The 21478-nt window shown below is 34.2% G+C and carries 36 protein-coding genes and 1 tRNA gene; 28 read left to right on the forward strand and 9 right to left on the reverse strand.

The window, feature by feature from the left end; translation table 11 throughout:
* Positions 1-50: 50 nt before the first annotated feature.
* The 9 genes from cbiG to LKE46_RS01550 all read left to right on the forward strand — a co-directional run bounded on the left by cbiG (position 51) and on the right by LKE46_RS01550 (position 7094).
* Positions 51-1040: a cobalt-precorrin 5A hydrolase gene (cbiG, locus tag LKE46_RS01510; RefSeq protein WP_291717755.1), complete on the forward strand. Its 990-nt coding sequence runs from the start codon at positions 51-53 to the stop codon at positions 1038-1040.
* A gap of 2 nt (positions 1041-1042) precedes the next feature.
* A complete protein-coding gene (gene cobJ / locus LKE46_RS01515; protein ID WP_291717757.1) occupies positions 1043-1762 on the forward strand; it encodes a precorrin-3B C(17)-methyltransferase in 720 nt (239 codons plus the stop codon).
* 14 nt (positions 1763-1776) lie between these two features.
* Complete coding sequence (locus LKE46_RS01520; RefSeq protein ID WP_291717759.1) at positions 1777-2634, forward strand: sirohydrochlorin cobaltochelatase; 858 nt, start codon at positions 1777-1779, stop codon at positions 2632-2634.
* The gene (locus tag LKE46_RS01525) at positions 2631-3407 is read left to right on the forward strand and encodes a cobalt-precorrin-6A reductase (protein ID WP_291717761.1); all 777 of its coding nucleotides are present in this window, start codon (positions 2631-2633) and stop codon (positions 3405-3407) included. The genes LKE46_RS01520 and LKE46_RS01525 overlap by 4 nt, the downstream gene beginning before the upstream one ends.
* Positions 3408-3409: 2 nt before the next feature.
* A complete protein-coding gene (locus tag LKE46_RS01530) occupies positions 3410-4258 on the forward strand; it encodes a kinase (protein ID WP_291717763.1) in 849 nt (282 codons plus the stop codon).
* Between the two features lie 14 nt (positions 4259-4272).
* Positions 4273-4788, forward strand: a complete 516-nt coding sequence (locus LKE46_RS01535) for a cob(I)yrinic acid a,c-diamide adenosyltransferase (protein ID WP_291717765.1) — start codon at positions 4273-4275, stop codon at positions 4786-4788.
* Positions 4789-5069: 281 nt separating this feature from the next.
* Positions 5070-5921 carry a YitT family protein gene (locus LKE46_RS01540; protein WP_291717767.1) on the forward strand — a complete coding sequence of 284 codons (852 nt, stop codon included), beginning with the start codon at positions 5070-5072 and terminating at the stop codon, positions 5919-5921.
* A gap of 225 nt (positions 5922-6146) precedes the next feature.
* Positions 6147-6773 carry a DUF3793 family protein gene (locus tag LKE46_RS01545; RefSeq protein WP_291717769.1) on the forward strand — a complete coding sequence of 209 codons (627 nt, stop codon included), beginning with the start codon at positions 6147-6149 and terminating at the stop codon, positions 6771-6773.
* Positions 6774-6806: 33 nt separating this feature from the next.
* Positions 6807-7094 carry a DUF2325 domain-containing protein gene (locus tag LKE46_RS01550; protein ID WP_291717771.1) on the forward strand — a complete coding sequence of 96 codons (288 nt, stop codon included), beginning with the start codon at positions 6807-6809 and terminating at the stop codon, positions 7092-7094.
* Between the two features lie 21 nt (positions 7095-7115).
* Here the strand turns inward: LKE46_RS01550 and LKE46_RS01555 are convergent, their stop codons facing one another.
* Entirely contained in the window at positions 7116-7910 is a 795-nt protein-coding gene (locus LKE46_RS01555; protein ID WP_291717773.1) for a metal ABC transporter permease, read from the reverse strand.
* The gene (locus LKE46_RS01560; protein WP_291717775.1) at positions 7903-8565 is read right to left on the reverse strand and encodes a metal ABC transporter ATP-binding protein; all 663 of its coding nucleotides are present in this window, start codon (positions 8563-8565) and stop codon (positions 7903-7905) included. The genes LKE46_RS01555 and LKE46_RS01560 overlap by 8 nt, the downstream gene beginning before the upstream one ends.
* A gap of 158 nt (positions 8566-8723) precedes the next feature.
* Between LKE46_RS01560 and LKE46_RS01565 the strand changes: the two genes are divergently transcribed.
* Positions 8724-8798, forward strand: a tRNA-Glu gene (locus LKE46_RS01565).
* A 103-nt stretch (positions 8799-8901) separates the two neighbouring features.
* Here LKE46_RS01565 and LKE46_RS01570 read toward each other — a convergent pair.
* The 7 genes from LKE46_RS01570 to LKE46_RS01600 all read right to left on the reverse strand — a co-directional run bounded on the left by LKE46_RS01570 (position 8902) and on the right by LKE46_RS01600 (position 13705).
* On the reverse strand, positions 8902-10062 hold the full coding sequence (locus LKE46_RS01570; RefSeq protein ID WP_291717778.1) for a tyrosine-type recombinase/integrase: 1161 nt from the start codon (positions 10060-10062) through the stop codon (positions 8902-8904).
* Between the two features lie 12 nt (positions 10063-10074).
* Positions 10075-10344, reverse strand: a complete 270-nt coding sequence (locus LKE46_RS01575; protein ID WP_291717780.1) for a hypothetical protein — start codon at positions 10342-10344, stop codon at positions 10075-10077.
* Positions 10345-10448: 104 nt separating this feature from the next.
* The gene (locus tag LKE46_RS01580; RefSeq protein ID WP_291717782.1) at positions 10449-10715 is read right to left on the reverse strand and encodes a hypothetical protein; all 267 of its coding nucleotides are present in this window, start codon (positions 10713-10715) and stop codon (positions 10449-10451) included.
* 64 nt (positions 10716-10779) lie between these two features.
* Positions 10780-12417, reverse strand: coding sequence for a DUF4041 domain-containing protein (locus LKE46_RS01585; RefSeq protein WP_291717784.1), 1638 nt, complete (start codon positions 12415-12417; stop codon positions 10780-10782).
* Between the two features lie 51 nt (positions 12418-12468).
* The gene (locus LKE46_RS01590; protein ID WP_291717786.1) at positions 12469-12738 is read right to left on the reverse strand and encodes a hypothetical protein; all 270 of its coding nucleotides are present in this window, start codon (positions 12736-12738) and stop codon (positions 12469-12471) included.
* 89 nt (positions 12739-12827) lie between these two features.
* Complete coding sequence (locus LKE46_RS01595; RefSeq protein WP_291717788.1) at positions 12828-13265, reverse strand: ImmA/IrrE family metallo-endopeptidase; 438 nt, start codon at positions 13263-13265, stop codon at positions 12828-12830.
* A gap of 26 nt (positions 13266-13291) precedes the next feature.
* Positions 13292-13705, reverse strand: a complete 414-nt coding sequence (locus LKE46_RS01600) for a helix-turn-helix domain-containing protein (protein WP_291717790.1) — start codon at positions 13703-13705, stop codon at positions 13292-13294.
* A 178-nt stretch (positions 13706-13883) separates the two neighbouring features.
* Between LKE46_RS01600 and LKE46_RS01605 the strand changes: the two genes are divergently transcribed.
* From LKE46_RS01605 to LKE46_RS01690, 18 genes are all read left to right on the forward strand, one after another.
* A complete protein-coding gene (locus LKE46_RS01605; RefSeq protein WP_291717792.1) occupies positions 13884-14105 on the forward strand; it encodes a helix-turn-helix transcriptional regulator in 222 nt (73 codons plus the stop codon).
* 40 nt (positions 14106-14145) lie between these two features.
* The gene (locus LKE46_RS01610) at positions 14146-14625 is read left to right on the forward strand and encodes an XRE family transcriptional regulator (protein WP_291717794.1); all 480 of its coding nucleotides are present in this window, start codon (positions 14146-14148) and stop codon (positions 14623-14625) included.
* 19 nt (positions 14626-14644) lie between these two features.
* Positions 14645-14923 (forward strand): excisionase, encoded by a 279-nt coding sequence (locus LKE46_RS01615; RefSeq protein WP_291725514.1) that lies wholly within the window; start codon positions 14645-14647, stop codon positions 14921-14923.
* 13 nt (positions 14924-14936) lie between these two features.
* Positions 14937-15698, forward strand: a complete 762-nt coding sequence (locus LKE46_RS01620) for an ORF6C domain-containing protein (RefSeq protein WP_291717796.1) — start codon at positions 14937-14939, stop codon at positions 15696-15698.
* Complete coding sequence (locus tag LKE46_RS01625; RefSeq protein WP_291717798.1) at positions 15698-15892, forward strand: hypothetical protein; 195 nt, start codon at positions 15698-15700, stop codon at positions 15890-15892. The genes LKE46_RS01620 and LKE46_RS01625 overlap by 1 nt, the downstream gene beginning before the upstream one ends.
* Complete coding sequence (locus LKE46_RS01630) at positions 15876-16118, forward strand: hypothetical protein (RefSeq protein WP_291717800.1); 243 nt, start codon at positions 15876-15878, stop codon at positions 16116-16118. The genes LKE46_RS01625 and LKE46_RS01630 overlap by 17 nt, the downstream gene beginning before the upstream one ends.
* Before the next feature lie 15 nt (positions 16119-16133).
* Complete coding sequence (locus tag LKE46_RS01635) at positions 16134-16295, forward strand: hypothetical protein (RefSeq protein ID WP_291717802.1); 162 nt, start codon at positions 16134-16136, stop codon at positions 16293-16295.
* Positions 16292-16456, forward strand: a complete 165-nt coding sequence (locus LKE46_RS01640) for a hypothetical protein (protein ID WP_291717804.1) — start codon at positions 16292-16294, stop codon at positions 16454-16456. The genes LKE46_RS01635 and LKE46_RS01640 overlap by 4 nt, the downstream gene beginning before the upstream one ends.
* Positions 16449-16838, forward strand: a complete 390-nt coding sequence (locus LKE46_RS01645) for a hypothetical protein (protein WP_291717806.1) — start codon at positions 16449-16451, stop codon at positions 16836-16838. Before LKE46_RS01640 ends, LKE46_RS01645 begins: the two co-directional genes overlap by 8 nt.
* Positions 16835-17119 carry a hypothetical protein gene (locus LKE46_RS01650; RefSeq protein WP_291717809.1) on the forward strand — a complete coding sequence of 95 codons (285 nt, stop codon included), beginning with the start codon at positions 16835-16837 and terminating at the stop codon, positions 17117-17119. Before LKE46_RS01645 ends, LKE46_RS01650 begins: the two co-directional genes overlap by 4 nt.
* A 1-nt stretch (position 17120) precedes the next feature.
* Complete coding sequence (locus LKE46_RS01655; RefSeq protein ID WP_291717811.1) at positions 17121-17327, forward strand: hypothetical protein; 207 nt, start codon at positions 17121-17123, stop codon at positions 17325-17327.
* An 88-nt stretch (positions 17328-17415) separates the two neighbouring features.
* Complete coding sequence (locus LKE46_RS01660; protein ID WP_291717813.1) at positions 17416-17616, forward strand: hypothetical protein; 201 nt, start codon at positions 17416-17418, stop codon at positions 17614-17616.
* Entirely contained in the window at positions 17613-18101 is a 489-nt protein-coding gene (locus LKE46_RS01665) for a siphovirus Gp157 family protein (protein WP_291717815.1), read from the forward strand. Before LKE46_RS01660 ends, LKE46_RS01665 begins: the two co-directional genes overlap by 4 nt.
* A gap of 14 nt (positions 18102-18115) precedes the next feature.
* A complete protein-coding gene (locus LKE46_RS01670; RefSeq protein ID WP_291717817.1) occupies positions 18116-18991 on the forward strand; it encodes a hypothetical protein in 876 nt (291 codons plus the stop codon).
* A 32-nt stretch (positions 18992-19023) separates the two neighbouring features.
* A complete protein-coding gene (locus LKE46_RS01675; protein WP_291717819.1) occupies positions 19024-19857 on the forward strand; it encodes a DUF4373 domain-containing protein in 834 nt (277 codons plus the stop codon).
* Positions 19793-20593 carry an ATP-binding protein gene (locus tag LKE46_RS01680; RefSeq protein WP_291717820.1) on the forward strand — a complete coding sequence of 267 codons (801 nt, stop codon included), beginning with the start codon at positions 19793-19795 and terminating at the stop codon, positions 20591-20593. Before LKE46_RS01675 ends, LKE46_RS01680 begins: the two co-directional genes overlap by 65 nt.
* A gap of 12 nt (positions 20594-20605) precedes the next feature.
* Positions 20606-21229, forward strand: coding sequence for a hypothetical protein (locus tag LKE46_RS01685; protein WP_291717822.1), 624 nt, complete (start codon positions 20606-20608; stop codon positions 21227-21229).
* Between the two features lies 1 nt (position 21230).
* Positions 21231-21473, forward strand: coding sequence for an AbrB/MazE/SpoVT family DNA-binding domain-containing protein (locus tag LKE46_RS01690; protein ID WP_291725516.1), 243 nt, complete (start codon positions 21231-21233; stop codon positions 21471-21473).
* Positions 21474-21478 lie beyond the last annotated feature (5 nt).

Raw genomic sequence — 21478 nt, forward strand, 5'->3', positions numbered from 1 at the left:
TAGGGAGCTTGGGTACAGCAGTTTTGAACGTAACTGCGGAAAGGAAATAAATGAAGATTGCGGTAATCAGTATCACGAGGGCAGGAAACAGTATATTTGAAAAGCTAAAGGCACATTTCAACGTGGAGTTATATTCAAAGGACACTATTGATAATTTTAATCTCCAAAGCATTTCCAAAACGGCTGTGGAAAATTACAGGGCGGTAATATTCATAAGCTCCACGGGAATTGCAGTGAGAGCCATATGCAAATATATAAAGTCAAAGGTGGAAGACCCGGCTGTTGTTGTAATAGACAGTTGTGGAAAGTTCGTAATCAGCCTTCTGTCAGGACACCTTGGTGGAGCAAATGCCCTCACAGAAAATATAGCATCAGTACTTGGTGCAGTACCTGTAATAACTACTGCCACGGATAATATGGGATTGTCTGCACCGGACAGTATTGCTGTACACAATGACCTCGTAATAGATAATCTGGAAACGGCAAAATACATATCGGCACTTCTGGTGGAGGGGAAAAAGGTTGCATTTATTGATCAGAAGAACATTATAAAGTGTCCTGAAGGCTATGTTGAAAGCATGAATGGTTCCTGTGGTGCCGTAGTTGTAACGGATAATTTGAAATTGGATTTTGATGCGGAGGGGAACTTCAAACTGCTTAAACTCATAAGAAAAGATATAGTTCTGGGTATAGGATGCAGAAAAAATTTTACATCCGGGCTTATGCAAAATACAGTGCTTGAAATTCTTGAAAGCAGGAACATAGATATAAGAGCAGTTGCTGCAGTAGCCACTGTAGACTTAAAAGCAAAGGAGAAGGCAATACTGGATTTAAAAGATTTTCTGGGATGCGGACTTGACATATTTTCACGGGAGGAAATACGTCAAGTGCAGTGTAAATTTGAAGGAAGCGATTTTGTAGAAAAGACCATAGGCGTAAGAGGAGTGTGTCAGCCCTGTGCCTGGCTGTCAGGAGCAGTAAGCCTGACCGGAAAGATAAAGTGCGGCGGCATGACTTTGTGTATAGGAAGGAGAGCTTAGATTTGGGAAAACTGTATGTAATAGGCATAGGGCCTGGAAGTGTGGAAAATATGACACTGAGGGCTGTAAATGCTTTAAAGAAGAGTGAAATTGTAATTGGATATACAAAATATCTGGAAATGATTTCTGAACTGATTGAGGGCAAAAAGATATTTTCCACCGGGATGAGGGGGGAGATAGAAAGATGCAGAAAGGCAGTTCAATTGGCAGAGAATAAAATTGTGTCCATAGTGAGTACCGGCGATTCAGGGGTTTACGGAATGGCTGGACTTGTCCTTGAACTTGGCAAGTGTGACAATATTGAGATAATACCTGGAGTAACGGCATCTCTTGCCGCTGCATCGCTTGTGGGTGCACCTCTCATGCATGACAGCTGCAGCATAAGCCTGAGTGATCTTATGACACCTTATGATGTTATAAAAGGAAGGGTTGAGTTTGCTGCAAAAGGTGATTTTGTAATATCACTCTATAATCCCAAAAGCAAGGGAAGGCCCTTTTATCTTTCAGAGTGTATGGGTATTATAAAAAAATACAGGGATTCAAGTACACCTGTAGCCATTGTAAAAAATGCACTCAGGGAAGGACAGAATGTTGTAATTACTGAACTTGGGAAGTTTTCAGATGAATCAGTGGACATGATGAGCATCGTTATAATCGGAAGCAGCAGCAGCTATATCAAAAAAGGTAAATTTATAACCCCACGTGGATATAATATTAATTGAAGAGGGAGAAAATTATGGTAGAAAATGAAAGGGGAATACTCATAGTCAGCTTCGGCACAAGTATTCCGAAAATATTGAAATCATGCATAGAAAGTACTGAAAATTCTATAAAAAATGCATTCAAGAGCTATGAGGTGAGAAGAGCATTTACGTCGCATATGATAATTGACAAACTCAAGAAGGATTATAATTTAAGTATAGATACAGTGGAAGAAGCACTTGAGGAGATGGAGCTTGACGGCTTCAGGGAGGTATATATCCAACCGCTGCACATAATTCCAGGAGATGAATATGACAAACTGGTTGCAAGTTCGTGTAAATACAGCAGCAGATTTGAAAGTCTTGTTATAGGTAGGCCTGTATTGTATAGACAAAATGATTACAGAATAGCTGTAAAGGCACTAAGAACCCAAATCCAGAAATACTGCAGCCACGGCAGTGCAATAATTTTAATGGGCCATGGATCAAGTCATCCTATAAATGCCAGTTATTCCATGCTTCAATATATGCTGAGGGATGAGGGAATAAATAATGCATATATAGCTACCGTTGAGGGATATCCTGCTCTGGAAAATGTGATTCCACAGCTTGAAGCGAAAAATGTAGAAAAAGTTATGCTGATGCCATTCATGCTCGTAGCTGGGAATCATGCGTTTGAAGATATGGCAGGCAGTTTGCCTGATTCATGGAAAAATATACTTGAGAGAGAAGGTTTTGATGTGAAATGCTATATGCATGGGCTTGGAGAAAATCCGTGCTTTCACAGTATATATATACAGCATTTGAAGGATTCCATAAATGGAAATCCACTTATGAAGGAAGATAGTTATCCTGAGGCTGCAATAGACAGTATAAGAGGGAATGAAAAATGATAGGGCTTATTCTCGGGACATCTGAAGGAAGGGAGATCCTTTCTTTACTCAACAAAGTTACAGATGATATATTTGTATCTACTGCCACTGAATACGGAGGAAGTATATTGAAAAACTACAGGTATAAATACCTGAATTCCACACCTCTTGACTGCAGTGGATTTATCGGAGCTATTGAAAAAAACAACATAGAGCTGATTGTTGATGCGTCACATCCATATGCTGTTGATGTGACTGAAAATTCAATTGAGGCCTGCAGAAAACTTGGTATAGAATATATAAGATATGAGAGACCTTCGTGCATGGAGAAGTTTAAAAATATAAGCAGTGTCATAAGTGTAGGAAGCTACGGCGAATTATATGAAAAAATCAAATCTCTTGAGGGAACAATACTCAACACTACCGGGAGCAGAAATCTGGAGGTGATCATGTCCATGAACCTGAAAAACAGGATAATTCATAGAGTGCTTCCCCAGTCAGGGGTAATTGCAAAGTGTCAAAAATGCGGTGTAAAGGTTGAAGACATAATTGCTATTAAAGGACCAATTGGCAGGGAGTTGAACTGTGCCTTTATAAAGAATTACGATGCAAGGGCCATGATACTTAAAGACAGTGGAAGACAGGGTGGAACTTATGATAAAATAAGAGCATGTATTGACTGTGGAATATATGCTTTTATACTTGAAAGAAAAAAAATGAAGTATGATATTGTTTTTTATGATATAGTAAAGTTAGTGGATTATATAGAAAAAAAATATATTTTCAGGAGATAATTATGGAAATTACAGCTTTTTATCCTGGAAGTTTTGGTGAAATAATTCAGGGAAGGTCAGAAAACGGAGATGTATTGCTATCTTTTCCTGTAAATACATATAGCAGTGTGAAATTATTTGAATCCAGCAAAAGTAAAAAATTCATTCCAAGCTGGTCAAAAAAATCCTATATGTTTGTGAGAAATTTATTAAAGGCTTGGAACTATGAAAAATATTATTCAAATCTATATCTGGATATCAATTCAATGATACCAAGGGCAAAAGGTATGGCAAGCAGTACAGCAGATCTTTGTGCAGTTTACAGCTGTATGATCAAAATGTTCCATAGGGAATATAATGAAGATGAACTCGTAAAGCAATGTATAAATATAGAGCCTACTGACAGTATAATATTTGGGGAAATGACGCTTTTTGACTATAAAACAGGATTATACAGGGAAACTCTTGGAGATTATTTTAAATTCAATATACTGGTATTTCAAGGTGAAGGTATAGTTGACACTGTTGAATTCAATCATGATGCTTCAAAGCAGCCAATTATAGTTGATGATTTGATAGAGCCACTGAGGAGGGCCGTATACGATAGAAATCTGGAGCAGCTTCTGAAGGTATCCACGGAAAGTATACTGAGGAATCAAAGTAGATTATGTTATGATTTTTTGGAACCGGTTCTTAAAATATGTGAGCAGGCAGGTGGGCTTGGGATAATAGGAGCTCACAGTGGGAATGTACTCGGCATTGTTTTCGATGATATGGAGAAATTGAAGTTTGTAGAGAAAAGTACATATATTGACAAATTAAAGATATATGATCTATGTGCAATTGACAAATTTAAAAATTATATTATATAGAGGAGGGAAATTATTTGGGCAGAGGATATATTCAAGTTTATACTGGTAATGGAAAGGGCAAGACTACAGCAGCTCTTGGTTTGTGCCTGAGAGCAGTATGTGCAGGGAAAAATGTATATTTTGGACAGTTTGTAAAGGGAATGGACTACAGTGAGTTGAAAGTACCCTATTTAATACCTGATTTCACTATAGAGCAGTTTGGAAGGGATGCTTTTATAAATGGTGATCCAACTGATAAAGATATAAAAATGGCCAGGCAGGGGCTGAAGAAAATAAAGGAAGTACTATGCTCCGGAGAGTATGATATAGTTGTTCTGGATGAAATAAATATAGCATTATACTATAAATTGATTAGTGTAGATGAATTGCTTCATGTTTTGGATATAAGGAATTCTGAAGTGGAAGTAATTATCACCGGAAGATATGCAGATCCGAAAATAATAGAAAAAGCTGATCTTGTAACTGAAATGAAAGAAATCAAACATTATTACAATGAAGGGGTAAAAGCAAGAACTGGTATTGAAAACTAGTATAGAGCATATCTCTAAGTGTTCCAAATTATGGTTTGTTTAAATAACATGATCTATAATTTGGAAATAAGTAATTATCTGAATATTTAGTTATATGATAAAAGAGCATTCATAAGATAATGTGAGATATGGGGATAAATGACGAAGTTAATTCATAATTGAGATAAAAACAGCCTGTATCATAAATTAACCTGCAATTATTTAAATTGACCTTATTGTGTATATGTAATAGAATTTATTTGCAGTGAAAAATGTAAATAGTTTTTGGAGGTAATATCAATATGAAAAATATGAATGAAAAGTTATTTAGAATATTGATAGTTACGGCAGGAAGTATATTTTATTCCATTGGAGTAAATATGTTTGTTATACCGCATAGATTTTTAAGTGGGGGAGTTGCAGGTGTTGCAATTATAGCCCAATATTTGACGGGAATACCTTCGGGGTATTTTATTATAGCTATAAATATACCTATATTTATAATAGGATTTAAATTCGTAGATCTGGAATTTGGTATATTTAGTTTCATAGGAATGATATCCATGTCCATGGCATTGATATTTACAAAAGAAGTATCGGGATTGTACTATTTGCAAGATCCTCTTTTGTCGGCTCTTTGTAGTGGGATTCTTACTGGAATTGGTTCGGGGATGATATTCAAATGCAGGGCATCGCAGGGAGGAACAGATATAATAGCAGTAGCTATAAAGAAAAGATATGGAATTTCATTAGGCAGAATTACTTTTATAATAAATGCTGTAATAGTTTCAACAGGAATATTTATAGGAAGCCTTGAGACAGCAATATATACTTTAATATCGATGTATATGTATTCTGTAGTAGTTGACAAGGCAATCCAGGGACTTGACAGGGAGAAAATACTGTTCGTAATAACACAGGACAGTGAAGAGGTAGAAAAGGCCATACTTCAGAAACTCGGCAGAGGGGTTACCTGTCTTTACGGAGAAGGAGCTTATACTGGAGATAAGAAAAAAATAATATATTCAATAATGAATTCAAGACAGGCGGAGGAGGCCAAGGGTTTTATATCAAATATAGATTCTCATGCTGTCATGTCTATCATGGATACAAGTGAAGTCAGAGGCAAAGGTTTCAAACCTGCAGTATTTTAGTTGTTAAATTTTTATATAAGTCGTAAGGGCTTATTTTTTTTATCTAAAATGTGTATATTATATAAAATTTGGATTTGGGTATTTACATGAATAAAAAAATAATATATAATTGAGAATGAAAATCAATATTAATAAATATTGAGACTTTAGTATAAAATATCATCTGGATGTAGAAAATAATATACTGGATATAAATTGAATATTGTTAAAGGGGTCTTGATGTTCATGGAGAATATGATTATAGAAAAATATATGACCAAAATAAAAAGTCTGGAAGAAAAAGAATATCTTTTCGGAGTAATATCGTATGGCATCGCACCTACGTTATCAAGGAATAAACCATCTTCAATAATTACATTGAGAAGAGATAATGGAAGATTGAATGTACTTTGGGAAAAATACAGATATATTTTTTTGGAAGAATATAAGATCAACTTTCTTGAACTCAAGAAAAATGAGTATTCGTCTGTTATATTGTTCTATTATCCAGATGAGATTGAATCCGTCCTTTACGAGGGAAAAAATATGGATTTTTTGAGTAGGTTTGGGTACAGAAGGGAATTTGATTTAATACAAAATCTATTCATTTTAAAGGAAAGATTCAAAAATATATGTCCCCATGAAATTGGAGTATTTTTGGGATATCCCTTGAATGATGTAATATGTTTTATGGAACAATCTGAAAGGCAGTGCCTCATGTGCGGGTACTGGAAAGTATATGATGATGTTGACAGGGCTAAGCAGGTATTTGTGAATTATGACAGGGCAAGATATAATATAGCCAAGAGTGTAATGCAGGGAATTGTTCCATCAAGGATTATGAACATTCTTGAAACTGTTCCATATCATTGATTCTATGAATAATTATATAAAAGGAGGCGTTTTATGAGTATTTTAGTTGTAGGAGGAGACAGACTTGGAAATATAAAAGATAAATTGAATCAGAAGGGATTTGATGAGATAGGTCATGTCACAGGAAGGAAAAAGGGAGACAGAAAGATAAAAATTCCACAGAATACGGATCTTGTATTGGTACTTACAGATTTTATAGGTCATAACATGGCCGAAATCATAAAAGAGGAGTCAAGAAAAAATAATGTTTCAGTTATTTTTTCAAGACGGTCATGGGCGTGTATGCACAAGAACATAGAAGAATATATGAATCAACATTAATAAACCTTTTTATTTCTGATTTTATTTCAGAAATATTTTTTTGCAAATAATAACTAGAATGAGAACAGCCACAGATACAAGAGCAATTGTCCCTCCGGGAGCACTGTTTATGTAATAGGATAGAAATAATCCACCTATAATATCTATAAATCCAAATAGCACGGAAAAAATTAAGGTTGATTTAAAACCTCTATGTAGTTGAATCGCAGCTGCAGCAGGCATGGCTATCATGGATGAAATCACAAGTATTCCAAGTATGCGTATGGATACTGATACAGTAGCACTTACAAGCAGTGAAAAAAGGTAGTTTATGGATTTTACATTTATACCTGCTATTTTTGCACCTACTTCATCAAATGTTATGTACAGTAATTTGTTGTAAAATAGCGATAAAATTATTAATGAAATTATGCTTAAGATAAATACGGTGTACAATTCAGATTTTGAAACAGTAAGTATACTTCCGAACAGATAAGAATTTACATTTGCATTAGCCTTTCCGGTACTTATGAGTACAATTGCAAGTCCAACAGAAAATGTTAAAACTATTACCAGTATAAGTTCAGCATATTTTTCATAATAACTTCTTAGAAATTCTATTACAAGTCCGGCTGCAGAAGTAAATATGAAAGCAATCACTATAGGATTCAAACCAAATACAAGTCCTAAAGCTACTCCTGCGAAAGAGGAGTGAGATAATGAATCACCCATCATTGAATATCTTTTTAAAACTAGGAATACACCAACTGCAGGGCATAGTATGGAAATGAGTATGCCTGCGATTAAGGCATTTTGCATAAATCCGTATTCAAGCATTTGCGTCCTCCAATGTTAATTTTCTATATTCAGAAATAGTATATATGCTACACTCCCCATTTTTCATAGTACATATATGAGTGGAATTTTCTATGGCTGCCTTTAAGTTGTGTTCTACTGCCAGTACAGTTATATGATGTTTTTTATTTAAATGTTTTATTAATGAGTATATTTCAATCTGACTTTTGAAATCTATTCCCGTAGACGGCTCATCAAATATCAGGAGTTCAGGAGTTCCCATAAGGGCTCTTGCTATGAATATCTTTTGCATCTGTCCTCCAGATAGATTTCCTATCAAATTTTTTTTGAATTGAGACATGCCTACGTAATTAAGGCATTTATCTATACAGGCGGAATTCTTTATTTTTAAAGACTTCATATGGCTTTTTAATATTTCGTAGACAGTAATAGGAAACTGGGAGTTGAAACTTTCGAGCCTTTGAGGAACATAACCTACTTTATCTGTATCCAATTTTATTTTCCCACTTACAGGTATAAGAAGTCCAAGCATAAGCTTTATTAAGGTTGTCTTTGCACTGCCGTTTTCACCTAATATGGACGTGTAGCTACCGTGATTTATATTTAAATTGAGATTTTCAATCAGGTATGGCGATGAACCATTGTAGGAAAAAGTTAAATTTTGTATCGTAATCATAAAGAAGTTCCTCCAAAATTCATGTGAATTAAAAAATACATTAATATTATATATCTATATGCAATTCATTTGCAACAATAATAATAAAAAACTTTTAAATTTAGTATTGACGAGTGTATATAATCGATATATAATATTAAATGTCGGTTTTATTATGAGGTCCCTTGGTCAAGTGGTTAAGACGTCACCCTCTCACGGTGAAATCAGGAGTTCGATCCTCCTAGGGACTACCAGTTGAGTAATACGAGTGATTTGAAGGTTTTCAAGACACTCGTATTTTTTAGTTTCCCACATTTTTCCCACATAAGTTTTAGGTGGCTATAGAAAAATACAAATTCATATAATATCATTTAGCTTTTCAACAGCATTAATTTTTTGCTTTGGCATTACGTGAGTGTAAATATCAGCTGTTGTTTTTATATTGCTGTGTCCTAATAAAGCCTGGACTGTTTTTAATGGTGTTCCAGCTTCAAATAATTTTGTCGCATAAGTATGCCGTAAACAATGAAATTTTTTATGTTCTATATTTGCTTTTATCAATAAGTTTTTATAACTTCTAAATAGATTTTTAGCATCTGTGGGTTTTCCAAGTGCAGTAGCGAAAACAAGGTTGTTGTCTTCATAAGAATCACCTGATTTTATTTTCTCTAGTTTTTGCGCTAATTGATGTTGCTTTAAAATTGGAATCAATTTAGATGGAATAGGTACGATCCTATTACTAGATTCAGTTTTAGGTTTTTGGATTAAAGTCTTAGTTTGTCTTGTATCGTCTGATTCAATTACTTTTACTCTCTTTATAGTTTTATTTACAGTGATCTCCATATTATTAATGTCAATATCATCCCATGTTAAAGCTAAAAGCTCACCTTGCCTTAAGCCTGTAGCCAATGCAGTTAGGACTAGACATTTTAATCTACTTGTTGCTAAAGTTTTTTTCAAACGATATATTTCATCATTTGTAAATATTTTTATTTCTTCTTTGATTATATTAGCGGTACCAGGGATAAATATTTTTTTACCCACGCAAGGACTTTTTATTATATAACCTTCATCTACAGAGTAGTTTAAAAATTGTTTTAGAAGTTTATTTATATTTTTTATTAAATTACTGCTTTTACCTTTCTTGTATAATTGGTTATAATATCGCTGTATTTGAATACTTTTTAATTCACAAATTTTCAGTACTCCAATTTTACTATCCTTAATATAGTTCCTATAAAGTCCCTCATATTTTTCAAATGAAGAGGATTTAATTTTTTGCTTTATTATTTCAAATAACCATAAATGCATAAGCTGATTTAAAGTTATATTTTGAGAATTTATTTTAATGCCACTGTTTAAATCATTTAAATATTGATTTTTAAGTTTTTCAGCCTCTTTTTTACTTTTACCATAAAACTCTTTTCTAATTAACTTACCGGTTGAGTCTCTACCAATAGAAACAGAAATCCTATAATATTCAATTCCATTTTTAGTACAATTTGTCTTTGTGGCCATATTAAAACCTCCTTAATATGATTCTTTTTCTATAAAATATAAAACGCTTTCTGTCTCCATAATATTAAAATTAGAAATGTCTTTATCGGTAAGTTGCCTGAAAGCATCCAGCATAACCCTTGTTGGCGGAAATCCATTTCTAATAGAACCACTTATATGCAATTTGCCACAAGATGTTATGCAATAAAAAATATTATAATCATTCATTTTATAAATTACTATTTTCTTGAATGAACCGTATTTATTCATGAGATCCACGGTATCTTTATTTTTCTCTGTCACATCTATTAATTTTGATATTATACTCCCTCCTAAATTCAGAACGCCAGTTCTTTATATATTAAAAAAATATATAGGAGACTGAACTCCTATTAATAAATAATATTTTATACTGGCCTGCGTTTTAATACGGTAATATCAACTTCATGCCTTCCTAAGATTTCCTTTACGGCATCTATGTTTTCATTTATGCTTTTTATATCGCCTTGGATATATGCTATGTCATTGCTTATCTTATCTCTTTCAGCTTTGGAAACTTCTGAACTATGTTCCAACGCCCTTAGTATTTGCGTATTTTCATTTAGTTGAGATTTTATAGGCTCAAGTTTTGTATCTAATAGCTCGGCTATAGCTTTTAAATCATCTTTATCCATGAATATCATTCCTCTCTATAATTTAGTATAATCCGTATTTGGTAAATTTATACTATGTTGTTTTTTAAGAAGCTATTGATGATGAATTAATGTCATGTTCCATTTTTAAGCTCTGTCTATATTCAGCTGCTTCAGCAATCTTAGTAAATTCAACTACCGCATTGAAATTTTTCTTTACTTCTTCTTCAATTTCTTTTAGGGAAACTTTAAAAAATTCTTTTCTAGTATTTATTCTATTAACACGTCTATCGTCAAACTTTTTATGTAGAGCATTTTCTAACGAGGGAGCATCCTCACTAAAAATCATGGCATGTACATCAAATTTAAAAGGAACTGAGGCATCTCCTAATTCTCTAACTCTTTCATCCGGATTTAATCGTCTGGTCATTCCAATTTTATATATATTTTCTCCAAAAGATCCTATATTAGAGATTATGTACACGTAGCCGGCACGGGTATTTTTCTCTCTATTAGCTATATCTTCTTTATCTTTTCCTAATTGATTTAATGACATTGTAAGTGCATTTAATTTATCTAGTAATTTAGACTTTTCATCTTGGTTAGCTGTAGATAATTGCTCATTGATATCTTTAATAGCATTTTGAAAATGATGTTCTTCTTTTTCAATTTTCTTTTTAGCGTTTTCTATTTCCTTAAGGGCTTTAGCTTCTTCACGCATTCGTTCACGTATTTCTAATTGTTCTTCTTTTTCTTCCTGTTTTTTAATTTCATATTCATAAGCAAGTTCTAACTCTTCAATTTTTAGATTTAAGTATTCAGGCTCTATTGACACCCTCATTCTTTCTCCTAATTTGTTTAAAGTTTCAAATGATTTATTAATTCTTTTCTTCATGCTTTCAACATTGCTAAATTTTACTTTTGATATGGCAGCTTCACATTCATTGTTAAAAGAACGTAATATAAGTTTTATATTGTCATTAGTCATTGCCTTGCCTTTTGAAACACTATCTTCTACTATCCATCCATCATAAAAAGATATAGCTGTTTTATCTTTTACCATTTGTTTTTGTGAAGCCCTTATTTCATTAAGTTTAGCTTTAAAGGCCGTAGAACTGGTTAAGTTATATTGTGGAGTATATAATCCAACTGATTGAAATAAAAGTTCATTATCTAGTATAATTAAATCTTTTTGTTTCTCCTCTAGCTCGTGAGCAATTTCCTTCTTTTTAATGGATAGTTCTTTTTGCCTTTCTTGTAACTCATTTTCAATTTCCTCTTTTTTAGTAACTAATTCTTTAGCAAGTTTAATAGATTCATTATTTTTATTGATTAATGCTTTTTGTTCAGCTAGTGTTGAATTTAATTCATGGACATTTGATAACAATTCTTCATTTTGTTTTAATAATGATTCGTTATCAGAAGAAAGTTTACTATTCTCACTTTTATTTTTATTAAATTGTTCTGTGATAGTATTTAACTCTTCATTTATATTTTTTAGTTTTTCTTTTGAGTTGTTAATTTCAATATTAATTTTTTCCAGTTCTTCTTTTTTACCAGTTAATGATTCACTCTTTAATTCTTCGATTTGTGAAAATAAGGATTTTTGATCTTCCTTAATTAACTTATCCTTTTTTATGCTTAAAATTAGTAGGACAATTCCTGTGATTCCCGGTATTATAAAGAACCAGAAAGCAAACATTATTGCAATAAACCAAGTCTGTAAATACCACTTCTTTTTCATAAATAAGTGCCTCCATTATAATGAACTTTATTCAGAAATATGATAATAATATTATCTATGTTTCCTTTTCATTTTTAGTTCCTTTTTGTCTAATTTCCCTTTAAGTTCACGGCTTCTTTTAGTTTTTAATTCAATTGCATAATCTAATGATTTTATGTATTCTTTTTTAGCCTTAATTTCATTATCTAATTTGGCCAGTTTGATTTTTAGATTAAGATATTTAATTTCTTCTTTATTAGACATTAGTTTTTTTAATTCAGCTTTTAGGCTTGACATTTCCTTTTCTAAGGCTAAAAGTTTTTCCTTATTAAATAAATCCATATAGTTCTCCCAATTTCTTAAACTTATATTTAATGTTTCTATTGTTTAATTACTTCAGGAAACAATGCTATTAAATTAATCAAAGATATTCAATTTAAAAATAGTTGAATTAAAACTTCATATGGAATGCCTGTATAAGCAGATATTTGTTTTAATGTCATACCTTGTAGTTCAGTCTCATCAAATTTTACTCCAGATAATTTAAAGGCAAAATAATTAGCTTGCTTTTCTATTTTACCTTTGTTGCAGAAAGTGAATGCAGCACATAATAAGTTTGTATTGCACAAGGCATGTCCCAATTCATGAGATATAATGAACTTTTCTAATATTTCATTTAAGTCATTTCTTATAAATATTATTTCACTATTTTCTAAATCTCTACAGTAAAACGCATCCTTGTTTCTTAAAAGTATGTTATTTGGTTCAAGCTTTACAATTTTAATCCCCAAGTAATCACAAAGCTCATAAGGATCATTCGTTCCGTATGTTTCAAGCAATCCAGCTATTATATTATCAATCCATTCCATATAGGCTTCATCCCCCAAAGTAATTCTTACTTTTTATATTTATATCCTAATAGTTTTAATTGATGTAATAATTCATTGGCAAAGTCCATGATTTCTTCATCACCCATTTTTTCAGGTTCAAAACCGCCGTACCCAGCAATAGCAGGTTGTTTTAATATAAATTCCATAGCTTCCTGTGGAGTTTTGAATTCAAAATCCTCTTTATCTATATTAGTATTGGAATTCGTTTTGCTATCTGTGAGACCAAGTAAATAATCTAAAGAAACATTAAAATATTCTGCTATTTTTTTCTTAATAGAGTCACTGGGAATTCTTTTTCCAGATTCATATTGGGATAATGTTGTATTGCTTATATTGAGTATTTTAGCCATTTCTAATTGACTTATAGTTTTTTCTTCACGCAATCTTTTTATCCTGTTACCTAATATATTATTTTCCATTTATTATTTTCCTTTCACAATTAGTGAATTTAGGTTTATTATAACAAATAAATTAGTAAAATATATTATTTTTCACAAAATGAAAATAAAGTGTTGACTTTTGCAAAATGTGAAAGTATAATATAAATATAGATTTTGCTTATTGTGAAATAAGGAGGCGATTAAAATAAACAATAGAATGAAATTTTATAGGCAAAAGAGTAACTTAACTCAAGAACAGATAGCCAAAAAGTTAGGTATATCAGTAAGTGCCTACAATATGATAGAAAATGGTAATAGAGGAATATCTTTATTAAGAGCAAAACAGCTAGAAAAAGTATTCAATGTTTCTATAGATGAAATTTTTTTTGATAATAACTTTCACAATAAGCAAAATAGGGAAGCAAAGGAGGTAGTGTAATCCCATAAAATAATTCTACTAGCAAAAGGAAGTGAAATAAATGGCAAGAAAAGCTACGAAAGCAGCAGACAACATATATTATAAGGCACGAATGGAAGCGGCTGCTACAAATGACAAACTCAATAGTAGAGAAGGGGCTGCTGAAATAATAGGAATTGATAGAACCAGGCTTGCAAGAATAGAACTTGATAGTATTTGTGCTTATCCAGAGGAAGTCTTGATGATGTCTGATGCATACAATGCTCCAGAATTGAACAATTATTTTTGTTGTGAGCAATGCCCTATAGGGAAACATACCGTGCCACATCTTGAATTAACAGATATAGGCTATCTTGCAATTCAGATATCAGTTTCATTAAAAAATCCTGAATTCATGATAGATAGGTTGATGGAAATTGTGCAAGACGGAATAATATCTAAAAATGAAAAGCCAGAACTCAAAAGTATAGTTGGAAAATTAGATGGATTTTCTGAAAAAGTACAGTCATTAAAACTTTGGGCACAGAAAAATTTGAAGTAAGGAGGGATTATTTGTGGAGATGTCGGCAGTAGATCAAGGTTTTAAATCAGCAATTAAAGATGCAATCAAGGAAGCACTGAGTGAAGTCATGCGTGAAAAAGGAAATGAAGCAAAGGCAACCATGACAATAGATAATTGCGTTAAATACAGTGGCATTGGACGTGACAAAATTATGGAGTTGGCTCATAATCCTAACTCAGACTTCCCAAGATTTAAAGTCGGCACTAAGTGCCTTATAAATAAAAAGTTGCTGGATGAATGGCTGGATAAAATTTCAAAGGAAAAAAGAGTTTTGTGAGGAGGGATGGAGAGTGAGTAATTTAATTACAAAGCAGGTCAATTTTCAGAATGTGAACATGATGGCATGTAAAACAGATGAAAAAGTATTTGCCGGGATAAGGAGCATATGTGATGGACTGGGTATTGCATATAACGGCCAGATGGAAAGAATTAATCGTGATGATGTGCTGCCAGAGGGGGTTCGTAAAATACGCATACCCACATCTAGTGGAGAACAGGAAACTAACATGCTAGATATTGAGTATTTACCATTTTTCTTAGTAGGCATTAAAAGCTCCATGTGTAAAGAAGAAATAAGACCCCAATTGAAAGAGTTCAAGCTCAAGGCAAAAGACGTACTGGCAGAGGCATTCGTAAAGTCTAAATCGGAAAGCAACATGAAAATAGTATCTATGCTTCATGAAGAAATAGGACAGCTTATAAATGTTACCACTGATGTTCAGAGCAGGGTATCAAAGCTTGAGGAAGAGGACTACATCAAGCCATTTCAGAAAAAGGCACTTATAAATGCCAGGACCAGTAAGGTATTTGAGATAACAGGAGGTAAACAAAGTGATGCTTATAAAGATAAAAGTTTCAGAAGCAAGGTTTACCAGGACATATTCAGGAATATCAAAAATATTTATAACGTCAATGAATATGATGCAATACCAAAGCAGAAGTTCAGCGAAGCTTTGAAACTTATAAATGAGTATCAATTGCCACTACAGCTTAAATATGAACTTGAAAAGATAAACAATCAGATAAAAATGTCAGAGGAGGCGGTAATATAGTGACTCCATGGTACAGAGAATCAATAAGCAGCAGGAAATTTAAAGCCGGGCTGAAAGAAGCAGCACCATTTGCATTAACTATGGCGAGAGTTGCACTTGGGGTTGAACTTAAAAAGGGAGACAAGGTTAAAAGTAAGTTTGATGCGATAAGCAAGGAAATTGAGAGGAGGAAGAAAATTGAAAGCAAAGTATAAAGTTGGAGAAAAAGTAAGATTTGAATACAAGAATAATGATACAAGAGTTGGAGTTATAAAGAAAATCAAGAAAGGATTAGTTAACTATAAATATTTAATTACAGTTCAATATCCAGATATTATGCTGAACCAAGGCGCAGATAATGGTGTCCACACATATTTCTATTGGACAAAAGAGAACAAAATAATTGAAAAACTGGTTCCTGGCTATAAGGGATATTGTTAGAAAGGGTGAAGAAAAGTGTTGAAGGTAATAATTCCAGAGGACAACGCCGAACTGGATAAACAGATTGAAGCATTGGAATATGCAATACAGCATGACACTAATGAGAAAGACAGATGTATCCACTTGGCAGCATATGACAGGCTGGTTAAGGAAAATTTGAGGAGGATGAGAAGATGAATAAAGGAATCAAGTCATTAGAAAAAATATGTAAACCGGTGGTTGATTATCTTAAAGACAATTATAACCCGCATTGTGCGGTAGTTATTACGGACAATCAAATCAGATTGGTAGAGGATAAAATAGGTATACCAGTAGAAAGGGTTGAGAACAATGATTAAATACACACTAAAACAGATGTTAGAGAAGCTTGAGAGAAATCACAGTTTGAAGTTTGAATATCTCGGAGATGAAGACCACGGTATTGAAAACGGTGCTGTTATTCATCTAACCGAAGACGGATATGTTGTGGATAATTTCGGACATTCTATACTATCATGTTTCAATTTAGGAAGCAGATTCAGGTTAGTAAATGAGCCTGTAGACAGAATGACAGCTTTTAGGGCATTTTATGAAGGTAAAAGTATTTGTTGTGAATATAAAGATACAAGGCGTTGTTACAAGCCCAAAGAAAAGCTCATGTTAGAAGATAATGATAGATTTGCAATTTCAGTTTTGGAAATTCTATATGGCAAGTGGTTCATAAGGGAGGGAGAACAATGAATGGATATCTGCAATGCTTGATAGACCAATATGAAGGCAAGGCAAGAAAAGCTTTGGGAGGGGCAGAAAGAACAGTATACAGAGAGGTTCTGAATGATTTACTGAAGTTCAAAGAGTACGTGGAAAAGCCGGAGGAAGAAACTACTAATAAAGATATACCAAGGAAACATATTATTGTTGATTTTGCTGGACCAATAAAAGATCTAGGAGAATATCTTAAAAACTTTAGAGGTAAGACTACAGAAGAATTCTTGAAGGAATTTATGAAAGAAGGTGAATAAGATGGATGATTTAAGATTTAAAATACTTGAAGTTAAAAAGAATCCAGATGTAACAGTTATAAGGGCACAATGCACAAAAGATCACGAAAGTGTCACAGCTAGTATACCTACTATGGGTATAACTGATAGGGACTTTATAAAAAGAGCATTGAAAAATAGATATTTAAATGAAATTTCAGAACAACTGCAGGAAGGTGAAACAATATAAAATGCCCTCGGCAAAGGGCAAATTAAATTAATCATTAGTTCCATTTTACATTGGAACGGGAGAAAAATCAAATATGGGAGGTTGGAATATGAGTAATAAGCAAGATGCCTCTGCACTAAAAATTGTTAAAAAGGTAAATGAAAAATATCTTGGCTTTATAAAGAAAGAAGGTACTATGGCACTTACCAAGGGTAAAGATTATGAAAAAGGGTATATTGATGCGCTAATCAAGCAAAATAAATTTATAAAAGATTTTATAAATGAAATTTCAGGAGGTTTGATTTTATGAGCAAATTGTATGAAATAAGTGAGAGATACAGAAACATTCAGGAGCTTTTGGACAATCCGGAGCTCCATGATGAAGATATAAAAAAGGCACTTGACAGTATAGGAGAGGAATTCGACACAAAGGCAGAAAATGTGGCCAAGGTCATAAGTTCCATGTCTGCGGATGCAGAGGGAATCAAAAAGGAAATTGAAAGGCTTCAGGAGAGAAAAAAGGCTGTGGAAAACAGGGTAAAAGGATTGAAGGGCTATATCTACGAGCAGATGCAGGCCACAGGAAAGAAGAAAATCAAAGGTACATTGTTTACCTTGGCAATTCAGAAGAACGCTCCCAGTGTAAATGTAGTAGATGAAGATGTGGTACCGGAGCAATACAAGATACCTCAGCCTTCAAAGTTGGACAAGAAGGCAATACTTGAGGATCTGAAGCAGGACAAGAAGATAAACGGTGTTGAGATAAAGCAGGGTACAAGTTTGAGAATCAGATAGGGGGAAAATTTATTATGGAAAATACATTGATGAAATCACAGAATCAAGTGGTAAGTTTACTGGACAGCGTTGAAATAGGCGAAGTAAGGAATACATTAGGTAAGATAGCACAGTTTCAGTCAATCGTACAGAAGACTCTGAAGAATGGACATGACTATGGTGAGATAGGAGGAGTAACCAAACCAACTCTACTTAAACCAGGTGCAGAGAAAATACTTATGTTAATGGGACTTACAAGTGAGTATGACATAATCGAAAAAATCGAGGACTATGACAAGGGCGTATTTGCCTACACCATAAAATGCATATTGAGAAAGAACGGTCAGAAGATAACCGAAGGGGTTGGGAGCTGCAACTCCAAAGAGGATAAATATCGCTGGAGATGGGCCAGGGAAGATGATTTACCTATAGGCATAGATAAAGATACTGTAAAAAGTAAAACTGATAACTGGGGCCATGTAAAGTACAAAATTGAAAATGACGATATATGCAGCCAGGCAAACACAATACTTAAGATGGCAAAGAAAAGGGCGCAGATAGATGCAACTCTTACAGTAGCCAGCCTTTCGGAGATATTCACTCAGGATATTGAGGATATGGAACAGTTCCAGGAAAGAGAAAATGTGGAGAACATGAAGGCTGATGAAGTGGTAAATATAGTAGTTAGGTTTGGAAAACATAAAGGTAAGACGTTGGGACAGATAATGAGTACAGCGCCGGACTATATAAAATGGCTTGCTCAAAATGGAAAGGATGCGGCCATGAGAAAAGCATGTTCCATGATATTAAGTTCTAATACAAATACAAAACCTGACAAGCAAGACAAGCAGCAGGAGGAAATGGACATGTACGAGGGCACACCGTTTGCGGATGGTAATACGGAGCTTTAAGGAGTATTGAGCTATGGGAGAAGGTGATTACATTGGCTAGACCTCAAAAAGAAGGATTGGAATATTTCCCTCTGGATGTAGATATGGATCAAGATGATAAAGTTGCACTTATAGAAGCTCAACATGGACTGGTTGGTTTCGGTGTAATAATCAAATTATTAATGAAGATTTATAAACACGGTTACTTCTATGAGTGGACTGAAAAACAGCAATTACTCTTTTCAAAAAGGGTTAATGTCGACATTAACCAGATTAATGTAATCATTAATGATTGTATAAAGTGGGAATTATTTGATAAGAATGTCTTTGAAACCTATAAGGTACTTACCTCCAAGGGTATTCAGAAAAGGTATATGGAGGCGGTAGGCAGGAGACAGAAGGTAAAAATATACAAAAAATACCTGCTTTTGGATGATGAAACCATTAATGTATACAAAAACTTAGTTATTGTTAACATTAACTCTGATAATGAGGTAGTTAATGCAGACATTAATCCCCAAAGTAAAGTAAAGGAAAGTAAAGTAAAGAAGAGTAAAAGAGAGAGTAGAGAAAAAGAAGTTTCCGACAACGGAAACTCTCTCTCGGAAAAAGCAACGGAACTTTGTATGTATTACGAGGAGCTAAAACCAGGTGAAAGTATAACTGCACATCTAGCAGCTTTAAGGGCCTTCATAGGGACCTATGGATATGCACGTGCAAGGGAGGCGCTCAAGGTGACGGTGTGCAATAAAAACAGATTCATCAAGGGATACATGGAGACGGTACTGAAAAACTGGATTGCTGAGAAAAAGGAGGTTGAGGATGGTGGAAGCACTGAACAGGATACTGGGCCAGGTTCATATGACTTCTCAAGTGCCGGCGAATAACCATACGTATAAGTGCCCTTTATGCCATGACACCGGATGGATAGAGACAGATGCCGGATACAAAAGGTGCAGCTGTTACGAAAAAGAGCATGTGTTGAGGCTCTGGAAAAGTTTCGGGGTAAATCCTGCCACGGTAAAGACCCTGGATGATTACAAGCCTTATGATGATTTGACAAGAGAAGCCAAGAGAAAGGCCATAGCTTATATACGTGATTTTGAAAACATCAGGGATACAGAGAAAAACAGTTTCGGGCTCTTCGGACAACCGGGAGCAGGGAAAAGCCATATAGTCATTGCCATAGGTGCGGAACTCTTGAATAAAAAGAATCCTGTCCAGGTAGTGTATATGCCTTACCTTGAAGCCATGAGGCAGCTTAAGGCAAACGTCAATGATGATGAATACTACCTGAAGCTTTTAGGCAGGTATCAGAGAGCAAAGGTGCTCATAATAGACGATCTGTTCAAGGACAAGGTTACAAATGGACAGCTGATAAAGGACAGGTACGGGAACAAAGCTAAATTAAGCGATACCGACATAAAGCACATAATGCCAATTATAAATTACAGGTACTTGAACCGTTTGCCGACGATCATAAGCACCGAATGCACATTAGGCATACTTACGGAACTCGGAGATGCACTTGCAGGAAGGATACTTGAGTCGTGTGAGGGGAATATGACGGTGTTCAGGGGAGCCAAGTACAATTACAGAATGAGAAAATTTATTAAAAATTGAGGAGGGAAAAAGGTGAGATTGGTAATATCGCTTGAGAAAAAAGCAAGAATCAGTGTGGATGTGAGAAACGGAGAGGAAGTATTCAGGGATCTATCTGGCCATTTGTTAAACAAGGCAGTAGGAGAAAACAAAAGTCCCTATGCACCTGGACATGTTAGCGTCAAACCACATAAGGACTTGCAGAATACAGCTCCAGGTATTCCTGAAAGCTTTAGGGAAAATTTTCTTGAAGCAGTGGAAAAGAAAATAGAACCGCAGGAAGGACCAACAGAAGAAAGACGTGAGGATACTCAAGGTGAGAAGGAAGTAGGACCTATTCACAAGACACTTGTTATAACAAAATGCAAGCAATGCGGGAAAATATCAATAATTCCACTGCAGATTCAAAACGGAAAAGCGCTGGTTCATGGCGGCCTTGTATGTAAAAACTGCGGCAGTGAACTTGATGTAAGTGACCTGCATTATGGGAAAGCTGAATGTGCTGATTGTGGGCACTCAATATTTTTTTATGCGGCAGGTAACGAAGATTTGGAGATAAACTGTAAAAATTGCGGTAGCCCTTTAGATTTACTCTATAACGAGAATAAAAAGGAGTTTAGAAGTGCAAATTTATTTGGAATCAAGGGAGGAAAATAGAATGAAATCAACAGGAATTGTAAGAAAAGTAGACGAGTTAGGGAGAATCGTAATACCAATGGAGCTTAGAAAAACCATGGGCATTCAGGAAGGTACACCACTGGAGATATATAAAGACGAGGATCAGATAATACTCAAGAAATACAGCCCGGCGTGCGTATTCTGCGGGGAAGCAAGGGACGTAGTGAAGTGGAAAGGCAAGAATATATGCAAGAAATGCATGGATGAACTCAGAGGGAGGTAGGAGGA

The sequence above is a fragment of the Clostridium sp. genome (assembly GCF_022482905.1).
Classification (GTDB): domain Bacteria; phylum Bacillota; class Clostridia; order Clostridiales; family Clostridiaceae; genus Clostridium_B.